The 8200-nt window shown below is 65.0% G+C and carries 9 protein-coding genes and 1 pseudogene; 4 read left to right on the forward strand and 6 right to left on the reverse strand.

What is annotated here, in order from left to right; translation table 11 throughout:
- Positions 1-54: 54 nt before the first annotated feature.
- Entirely contained in the window at positions 55-972 is a 918-nt protein-coding gene (locus ON44_RS48805) for a tetratricopeptide repeat protein (RefSeq protein ID WP_157187417.1), read from the reverse strand.
- A 689-nt stretch (positions 973-1661) separates the two neighbouring features.
- On the opposite strand from ON44_RS48805, the gene ON44_RS34335 reads away from it, so the two are divergent.
- From ON44_RS34335 to ON44_RS34345, 3 genes are all read left to right on the forward strand, one after another.
- On the forward strand, positions 1662-1907 hold the full coding sequence (locus ON44_RS34335; protein ID WP_040698403.1) for a hypothetical protein: 246 nt from the start codon (positions 1662-1664) through the stop codon (positions 1905-1907).
- Between the two features lie 69 nt (positions 1908-1976).
- On the forward strand, positions 1977-3191 hold the full coding sequence (locus ON44_RS34340; protein ID WP_051182739.1) for a tyrosine-type recombinase/integrase: 1215 nt from the start codon (positions 1977-1979) through the stop codon (positions 3189-3191).
- A gap of 340 nt (positions 3192-3531) precedes the next feature.
- Positions 3532-5610, forward strand: a complete 2079-nt coding sequence (locus ON44_RS34345) for a tyrosine-type recombinase/integrase (protein WP_218007683.1) — start codon at positions 3532-3534, stop codon at positions 5608-5610.
- A gap of 16 nt (positions 5611-5626) precedes the next feature.
- Here the strand turns inward: ON44_RS34345 and ON44_RS34350 are convergent, their stop codons facing one another.
- The 4 genes from ON44_RS34350 to ON44_RS34365 are packed head-to-tail and all read right to left on the reverse strand — an operon-like array spanning position 5627 to position 7079.
- Positions 5627-5962 (reverse strand): YnfA family protein, encoded by a 336-nt coding sequence (locus ON44_RS34350; protein WP_040698407.1) that lies wholly within the window; start codon positions 5960-5962, stop codon positions 5627-5629.
- 25 nt (positions 5963-5987) lie between these two features.
- Entirely contained in the window at positions 5988-6302 is a 315-nt protein-coding gene (locus tag ON44_RS34355; protein WP_040698410.1) for a hypothetical protein, read from the reverse strand.
- The gene (locus ON44_RS34360; RefSeq protein WP_040698412.1) at positions 6292-6744 is read right to left on the reverse strand and encodes a MerR family transcriptional regulator; all 453 of its coding nucleotides are present in this window, start codon (positions 6742-6744) and stop codon (positions 6292-6294) included. The genes ON44_RS34355 and ON44_RS34360 overlap by 11 nt, the downstream gene beginning before the upstream one ends.
- The gene (locus ON44_RS34365) at positions 6741-7079 is read right to left on the reverse strand and encodes a hypothetical protein (protein WP_040698413.1); all 339 of its coding nucleotides are present in this window, start codon (positions 7077-7079) and stop codon (positions 6741-6743) included. The genes ON44_RS34360 and ON44_RS34365 overlap by 4 nt, the downstream gene beginning before the upstream one ends.
- 266 nt (positions 7080-7345) lie before the next feature.
- On the opposite strand from ON44_RS34365, the gene ON44_RS52975 reads away from it, so the two are divergent.
- Entirely contained in the window at positions 7346-7528 is a 183-nt protein-coding gene (locus ON44_RS52975) for a DUF6011 domain-containing protein (protein ID WP_040698419.1), read from the forward strand.
- Between the two features lie 8 nt (positions 7529-7536).
- Here ON44_RS52975 and ON44_RS52980 read toward each other — a convergent pair.
- Positions 7537-8127: pseudogene (locus ON44_RS52980) on the reverse strand (recombinase family protein); the annotation flags it as partial.
- Positions 8128-8200: the final 73 nt, after the last annotated feature.

Below are 8200 nucleotides of genomic sequence, written 5' to 3' on the forward strand. Positions count from 1 at the left end.
GTTCACGGTCGGCGAGCGTGCGCTCGAGCAGCAGCATCGCATCATCGATTCGCCCTACGGAGCCGTAGACGCTGGCGAGATTGCTGCGTGCGGCCACGGTAGCGGGTGGTCAGGTCCCAGGATTCGTTCACGGTCGGCGATAGTGCTTTCGAACAGCAGTGTCGCATCATCGAGTCGACCCACTGATGCGTACGCGGAGGCGAGGTTGCTACGAGTGGTGAGGGTGTCGGGATGGTCAGGACCCAGCGTGTGTCCCCGCAGGTCCAGAATTTGCTCCTGCACGGAAACGCGCTCATCCGGAGTCTCGGCGCCGTCATCACCCACGATGTTCATTTGGAGATCGATGAGAGGCCGTGGGCGGAAACTGATTCGAGTGAAGTCGAGGGTGTGAACCTTGCGGCGCCTGTAGACATCGAGAGAGCCGCCGCTTTCGGTCAGCTTTTGGCTGACGGAGGTAACCAGTGCTTCTCGTCGGAGTTCCTCCAGCCCAGCGCGCCGCGTGGTCTCTGAAAGCCCGAAGCGAGCAGCGGCCCGACTCGGCGAAAACCAGACCGGTAAACCGTCCTCGGACCGTTGCTCGGACCGCAGAATGAGCAGCATCGCCAGTCCGGGACCCGACAACCGGGCCATGAGGCCGCTAGTCCACACGCTGGACGGCACACGAAAATACTGGTGCTGCACAAGCTGGTCGGACGGAGCCGCCGATGTACGGAGTCGGTTGTACGTCGCCGAGGGCGGTTCGTAGGGCTCCCCTGTCCCCAGGTCTGACAGCAGGGTGACCACGTTCGGCATCCCGCCACGTGATTCGAGGGTGACCAGATTGCGGTCGGCTAGTTCGCGCAGCGTCGACTGAACCCTGCGAGCTCCCTTTCCCGGCGGATCCGGCAGGCCGAGCAGTGCCGCCCATGCTCGTGCAGGCCTGACCACGCGATACGGCTCAGCGGAAGCCGCCCAGAGCAGCGACAGATACATCTTCAACCGCAACTGCCCGCCGCGGCCTCCGCCACCGTTGGCGGTGCTGCTAAGCAGCTGAGCCATGGGCGGCTTGCTGTCGGATCGTTCGTCAGCAACGAACAGATTCCGGACTGGCGCGCCGGCCTTTCGCCGACGGGTTTCCCAGCTTCGAGGCGAATTCTTCAGCGACCTCCCACTGCCGCAGTTCCGGCACTGCCTCGACAAACGGGCTGCCCTGGTCGGACCAACGAGGCGTTGAAAGGCGGTCACTCATCGCTGCCTGGGTATACCGCTGAGGTTCGTCGCGGAATGCATTCCGCGACCGGCAGAGGATCGAGTGGGGCGGCAGACCCCGCCGTGGTACGGGTCCACGTTGATCGGGGTCTGCCAATCCGGGATCGGTTATTTGGAGTTGCGGACAGCGGTAGGACACTCGGTTGCCGGGTGGAACCGGCTAGGGAGCGCTTCGCGTCGAGTCGGTATGAACGAGTTCGCCGATGATGCGTTCCTGAGCTTGCTGGCCGCTGCCGTTCCTTAGGGCGCTTGCTGTTGGGAAGCTGCGCGTGGAAGGCCGGAGGCCCCGATCGGCGGGATTTTCGCGGAGTTTTCGTGGCGAATTCGTGGCGCCTCTCCACCCTCGGCAGCTACGAGGTGATCGTCCGGCCGTACTGGCACCATCGGCCCAGCCGGGCGGATCAAGGCAGCTGATGCGCCGATTCCTACTGGAATCCCACACCCGGACACCGGGAGTGGGTGTGCTGCCCGTCCTGCTCGGCGCCGATGACCTCGACGAGATCGTCGAAAACCCGCGCCTGCGGGCGCTGAGCGCCGACACCAACACCGAGGTGCGGATCTACGACCGATCCGTCGAGCTGCTCGCGGTCGACGAATTCGGGTGGCGTTGGTCGACGCGATCGACCAGTGGGACCTGGACCGCCCGCCGCTGTGCGTAGTTGACTGCACTAACTCGGGAGTGGCCTCGACATCAGCCGGGTTGGTTGTTCACGATCTTGACCGTGCAGATGTCGGATGGGTTCTCGCGGGTGCATGTGGACCTGACCGAGGGGCGAGTTCGGTTGCCTTCGATCGGGAAAGTCGTTCCAGGACCGTCAGCGTTGATGCCGTGGCAGGTGCTCGACGGAGCAGGCCGCGAGGTAGAACCGATCGGAAGCTATCTGCGGGACCGGCTAATCGGCGACGTAAGTCCGCTGACGTGCCGTAGCTACGCGTTCGATCTGCTGCGCTGGTTCCGGGTGATGTGGGCGGTGGATGTCGGCTGGGAACAGGCCACCGAAGCCGAAACCGCCGCGCTGGTTGGCTGGTTGCGTGCAGCGCAGAACCCGCAGCGCAAACGCAAGCGTCGCGATGGGTTGCCTGTCGGAGCGGTGAATCCGAAGACCGGAAAACCGATTCCAGCAGCAGGGTATGCACCGGCCACGATTGCGCACAATCTTTCGGCGGTGCATGGTTTCTACGCTTTTCACCTGCACTTCGGGCGCGGGCCCGCAGTCAATCCGGTGCCTGAGAACCGGGCTCGGCGCGCCGCGCTGGCTCATGTGTCGCCGTTGGAGCAGCGCCGCGCGTATCGCCGTGGCCGGCTGCGCCCGAAAGTTCCCCAGCGGCAGTCGCGGGCGATCCCTGATCACCAGTGGCACGAGTTGTTTTCCGGGATGCGATGCACACGTGACCGTGCGCTGCTGGCCTGCTACGTCAGCTCCGGTGCCCGCGCATCGGAGCTTCTGGGGATCCGGCTTAGCGATATCGATTGGCACGGCGGCAAGTTGTGGGTCGTGTCCAAGGGCAGCCGCCTGCGCCAGGCCGTGCCGGTTTCGCCGGATGCCTTGGCGTACTTGGCCGCCTATTTCGACGAGGTCGGGCTACCGACCGACGGTGGACCGGTGTGGTGCACCCGCCGCGGGGAGGTACGGCCGCTCACCTATTGGGCTGCGCGGCGGATCATTCAACGCGCCGCCGAGCTGCTGGGCATGAACTGGACCCTGCACGACCTTCGGCACACCGCGGCCACCCGGATGGTCCGTGACCCGGGATTGACGCTGGTTGATGTCCAGACGATTCTGCGGCACGCCCATGTGACGACCACGGCCTTGTACACGGTGACCGGACTCGATGATCTGATCGACAAACTCGCCGAGCACTACCAGCGTCCGGCTCAGCAGACCCGGTGGGCCGTGAGTTACGACGCGGACGATATCGCGGCGGTGTTCGGTGGCCAGTGAACCTATCGATTCACCGTCGATACCGGAAGTACCGTCGAATCGCATTCGCCGCCGGGAAGATCCGGACTTCGAACCACAGTTGCTGGCGGTCGGGCAGGTTCGGGCGATCGTGCCTGCCCTCCCACCTCCACCGGCGAACCCGCCACGCCCGTTCGGGGATCTCGCCTCGGCCTCGGCCTCGGCGATTGTTGATCTGACAGTTGAGAATTTTGGGGTATCCCCGCAGAGCCGAACGGGATTTCGGCGCGGGATGCGGTGGCTGCTGGCGTACCTGGCGCAATCGCCAGGCGCTACCTGGCAGCAGCGTTGGGACAACAGCGACCTCGGCGCAGGAGCGCGATTGGCTTCCGAAGTGGTCGAGGGCGATACCAGGCTTGCGGGCAGGCTCTCGACCGCTATGCAGCATGCGTACTGTCTGCGGCTGATCCAGCCGACTCAGCGGGTCCTTCGGGCGTCGCGGCTCGTCTGGTACACCACCTGGTTTCGCCAGTGCGCGAATGACCCTCTGCTGGAAGAGTTCTGCCAACGAATGCAGCAATGGCCGGTGAACGAGGCCACCCAGCGCAGAGCGGTGCTCGAGGTCTGCTTGATGCTCACCGTGTACGGCATCGACCTGTCCGGGCTGACCGCCGAAGCGGTAGTGCATCATGCCGCCCAATCCACTCACGACCGGATAAGGGTCGCGGCCGCGTGGCCGGTACTGCACGGGATGGGGAGATTTCCCGAATGGGTGCCTACCACGCTGCGATACGCCCGCGTGGATGGACAGCAATCGGTCGAGGAGCTGGTCGATCGGCACCAGCTGCGCAATCAGGATGTCCGGGGCCTGCTGGTTCAGTACCTGCGGCGTCGGTCGGTCGGTGTCGACTACTCGACGTTGACCAACCTCGCGCGCAGCCTCGTAGCGGATTTCTGGAAGATCGTTGAGGACATCAACCCTGATCAGGCCGATCTGCGCCTGGACGAACGCACCGTCGCCGAGTGGAAGAAGCGGACATTGCTCCGCCTGGACGGGAAACCGCGGATCCAGCTCAACGGGCCTTTCCTCGCTGTTCGAGCACTCTATCTCGATTTACAAGCCTGGGCTGCCGCCGAGCCGCATCGTTGGAGCTTGTGGGTGGCGCCCTGCCTGATCCGCGAAGCCGACGCTCTGTGGCAGGCCAAGAGCCGGCGACGTCTCGCTGAACGAATGGCAGACCGCACTCGGGAGCGACAACTCCTGCTGCCGATCCTGTCCGAGCACGTCACCACGCGGTGGCAGTGGTTGCGGGCGCTATTGGCCCAAGCCCAAAACGTCGGGCTCGGTGAAACCTTCGTGCTGGAGGGCGTCACCTGGCAATGCACGGCTACCCGCCACGACCAACGGCAGATCGGCCGTCCGGCCGAGACGATTCGGCTGATCAACCGCGACAGCGGGGAGCTGCTGCGGGCATCGCAGGAGGAAGAACAGGCGTTCTGGCAGTGGGCCTGTGTGGAAACGCTGCGCCTGGCCGGAATTCGCCGTGAAGAACTTGTCGAGCTGACCCATCTGAGCTTGCGCCAATACCAGCGCCCCAACGGCGAAGTCGTTGCCCTGCTGGTGATCAGTCCGTCCAAGAGCGACAGGGAACGGGTGCTCCCGATGTCCGGTGAGCTGTTCCACGTCATCGCCCAAGTCATCCGACGTCAGGTCGCCGAATACGGCAGCGTTCCTGTGTGTCCCCGCTTCGATGAGGCCGAACGGCGGTGGTGCGAACCCTTGCCGTACTTGTTTCAGCGACGGCTGAACGGCACACCACATGCGATGGCGACGAGCACTGTCGCTGATCTGGTCCGTAAGGCGGCCCGGCACCTGGTGCCGACGCATCCTGAGTTCGCCGACATCACCTTTGCGCCGCACGATTTCCGCCGACTGTTCGCGACCGACCTGGTCAACAACGGTCTACCCATCCATATCGGCGCAGCATTGTTGGGGCACTTGAACATTCAGACCACCCGCGGCTATGTCGCAGTGTTCGAGGAGAACGTGGTCCGCCACTACCAAGAATTCCTCGAACGTCGCCGGGCCTACCGGCCCAGCGAGGATTACCGCGCTCCCACACCCGATGAGTGGTCGGACTTCCAGGAACACTTCGACAAACGCAGGGTCGAGCTCGGTTCCTGTGGGCGCCCCTATGGAACGGGTTGCCAGCATGAGCATGCTTGTATCCGTTGCCAAATGCTCTCGGTCAACCCGAAGATGCTGCCGCGGCTCGACGAGATCGAAGAAGACCTCCTCGCCCGCCGCCGGCGGGCGCTGGAAGAGGGATGGCGCGGTGAAATCGAAGGCATCGACCTGACTTTGACGTTCCTGCGCAGCAAACGCACCCGAACGCAGAACACCGCCGCGAACCCGGTCAGCCTCGGCCTGCCCTCCTTGAATCTCGCCGCTGGGCGGTGAACATTGGCGAAGACGCTTACGCGGGGCGGGGTGCGTACATGATGATCCCGACACCGACCAGGCAGACCACCGCGCCGGTGATGTCCCAACGGTCTGGTCGGAAACCGTCCAACACCATGCCCCACGCCAAAGACCCTGCGACGAACACACCGCCGTACGCGGCCAGGATGCGCCCGAAGTTCGCATCGGGCTGCAACGTGGCAACGAACCCGTACACCCCGAGCGCGATCACTCCGGCACCGATCCAGGCCAGACCGCGGTGTTCGCGCACGCCTTGCCAGATCAGCCACGCGCCGCCGATCTCAGCGACAGCGGCCAGGATGAACAGCAGGATCGAACGCAACACGGTCATAACCGTCGACCCTACGAAGCCGAGATCATCGGGCCGCGACCGTGGTGCACCCGCACCCCGCTGACTCCGCCCCCTCGGCCCCGCCGCAGCCGCTCGCCCCGCCGCAGCCGGAACGTCGGCTGCGGGCGCGGGCCCAGAACAATCCGGCAACCCCGCCGATGATCAAGGCGAACCCCAGGGGCTCGAGCCACGACATGCTCAGCAATGCCACCCCGCCCGAGGCCAGGCCGGCGGCGGCAAGTAGCGGCGCCAGGCAGCACCCCACACAGATCAGCGTGCCGAGCCCGATCGGCACCCACCTGCTGCGGGGCTTGGTGGCCTTGCTGGTTTCAGCAGTCACAACGACCTCCGGCGGAAGCGGCGGTGGAGTTCTCGCCGGTGAACGGGATAGGGCAGCAAGGGCTTTCGCTGCACGCCAGCAAGTCATCGCACCCAGCGGCCAGCGCCGCGACCAGGGTGTCGCGCACCGTGGTGAGCTCGGCGAGTTTGGCGTCGACCTCGGCCAGCTTCGCGGTCGCGCGGGCATGCAGGCCCGCGTCGGGGCGACGTCCACGCATTTGGGTGGCTTCGATCAGGTCGCCGACTTCTTCGAGGGTGAACCCGAGACGCTGCGCGGCCTTGATGATCCGCAACAACGCGACCGTCTGCTCCGGATAGAGCCGGTGCCCACCCAGGGACCGATCCGGCTCGCTCAACAACCCCCGCCGTTCGTAATAGCGCAACGTCTGCACATTCACTCCTGCCGCCGCAGCGACCTGGCCGCTGCGCAACCCAGTGCTCACCGGCCCGCCAGCGCTGCTACCCGCTGCTCGAAAGCATCGAGAACCTCGACACGGGCGGACGGAACCTCGATGCGCATCACTGGTCCGGCCTCGACTGTGTCGAAGGTGAAGGTGAAAAACGAGCAGCACGCGGTCTCGCGGTCGGCCAGGTCACGCCCGACCGGTTCGGCGTCTTCGGTGAGCACCAACTCCAGCCGAGTCCGCTCAGGACGCGCAGATCCGCGCACCGAGGAGGCGAAGAAGCTGTCGAACTCTGCCACCCGCACCGGCTGCTCCACGGTCGGCAGCGTGCACAAGTCCGGCACCCAGCCCTCAGAACCAAGATTGATCGTCATAGCCCCACGGTAAACCTGTACCTAGGTACCGAATGCAACCCTCAAATCAGGGATACGAGGACTAGTTGGCGACAACCGTCTGCCCCTCTGGCTGGTGCAGATAAGCCCCGAATGCGGAGAGATGATGCACGCGGCGCGGCTGGTAGGGGAGCCTGGATAGTATTGCCGCGGTTGCGATTACCGCGCCCTGGCGGCGTAGCAGCTGCGTGTCGGTGCGGCGTGCAAGGCTGTCGCCATATCTGCCCGCGGCTCGGGAGGAGAGCGATATGGCCGAGACCAACGAGCAACCCACAGTGCGCCTGGTCGTGCACTGCCGCCGCTGCAACGGCTGGCTGATGTCACCGGAATCGGTCGCGCGCCGCATCGGCCCGACCTGCGAGGCCCGCGGACGCGCCGAGCTGCGCGCCCAGGCCGCGCGAGAGCTGACCCTCTTCGATATCGCGGCCTGACCTCCCGTCCGCTCCCAGTCGTTCGCGGCGCATGCCTGCACGTTTGTGGATGCCAGCAGCTCCTGTGAGATGTAGATCAGGTCTTGGAGGGATCGACCGAGCCGGTCCAGCGACGGCAGCACGAGGGCGTCGCCGAGACGCATGTACTCCAAGCACTTCCAGAGTTCCGCGCGTTCAGCGTCTTTGCCGCTCTTCTTGTCGGTGTAGATCCGCTGGCATCCCGCCGCGGTGAGTGCGTGGATCTGACGGTCGAGGTTCTGGTCCTTGGGGGGAGAGAGACGCGGCCGTAGCTGATGAGTGCACCACCGCCACCGATCGGTTCCAGGGCGTCGCCGTCGAGGGAGAGCGGTGCAGGGATGTCGAGATCGTGTGTCGCCGTAGCCATGCCGCGAGCTGTACGAGAATGGACACACAAGAATCGACGGACGGTAGATGCCGGTGCAGTCGGTGCCAGCGACCGCGGCGGGAATCTGAGCGGCGAACAGCAGGTCGCGGACACTGTCGGCGTCGCGACAGTCGGGTAGTTGGTTTGCGGTTCGGCGCCGTGTCGCTCCGGTCCGGTATGCGGGTGTGATGCTCCTGCTCCACGTTTGCTCCATGGAACACGCGTGGAGCACGGTTTGTGAGGCAGTAAAACCGTTGTTTAGCTGGTACTTCTTCGGTGGGCGCAGA

Origin of the sequence: Nocardia vinacea NBRC 16497 (genome assembly GCF_000308835.1) — a bacterium.
In the GTDB taxonomy this organism is placed as follows: Bacteria; Actinomycetota; Actinomycetes; order Mycobacteriales; family Mycobacteriaceae; genus Nocardia; species Nocardia vinacea.

Coding starts and splice junctions, on each gene's coding strand:
- ON44_RS34340 (WP_051182739.1), top strand. CDS start 1,977: ATGTCGGATGGGTTCTCGCGGGTGCATGTGGACCTGACCGAGGGGCGA.
- ON44_RS52975 (WP_040698419.1), top strand. CDS start 7,346: ATGGCCGAGACCAACGAGCAACCCACAGTGCGCCTGGTCGTGCACTGC.
- ON44_RS34350 (WP_040698407.1), bottom strand. CDS start 5,962: ATGACCGTGTTGCGTTCGATCCTGCTGTTCATCCTGGCCGCTGTCGCT.
- ON44_RS34335 (WP_040698403.1), top strand. CDS start 1,662: ATGCGCCGATTCCTACTGGAATCCCACACCCGGACACCGGGAGTGGGT.
- ON44_RS34365 (WP_040698413.1), bottom strand. CDS start 7,079: ATGACGATCAATCTTGGTTCTGAGGGCTGGGTGCCGGACTTGTGCACG.
- ON44_RS48805 (WP_157187417.1), bottom strand. CDS start 972: ATGTATCTGTCGCTGCTCTGGGCGGCTTCCGCTGAGCCGTATCGCGTG.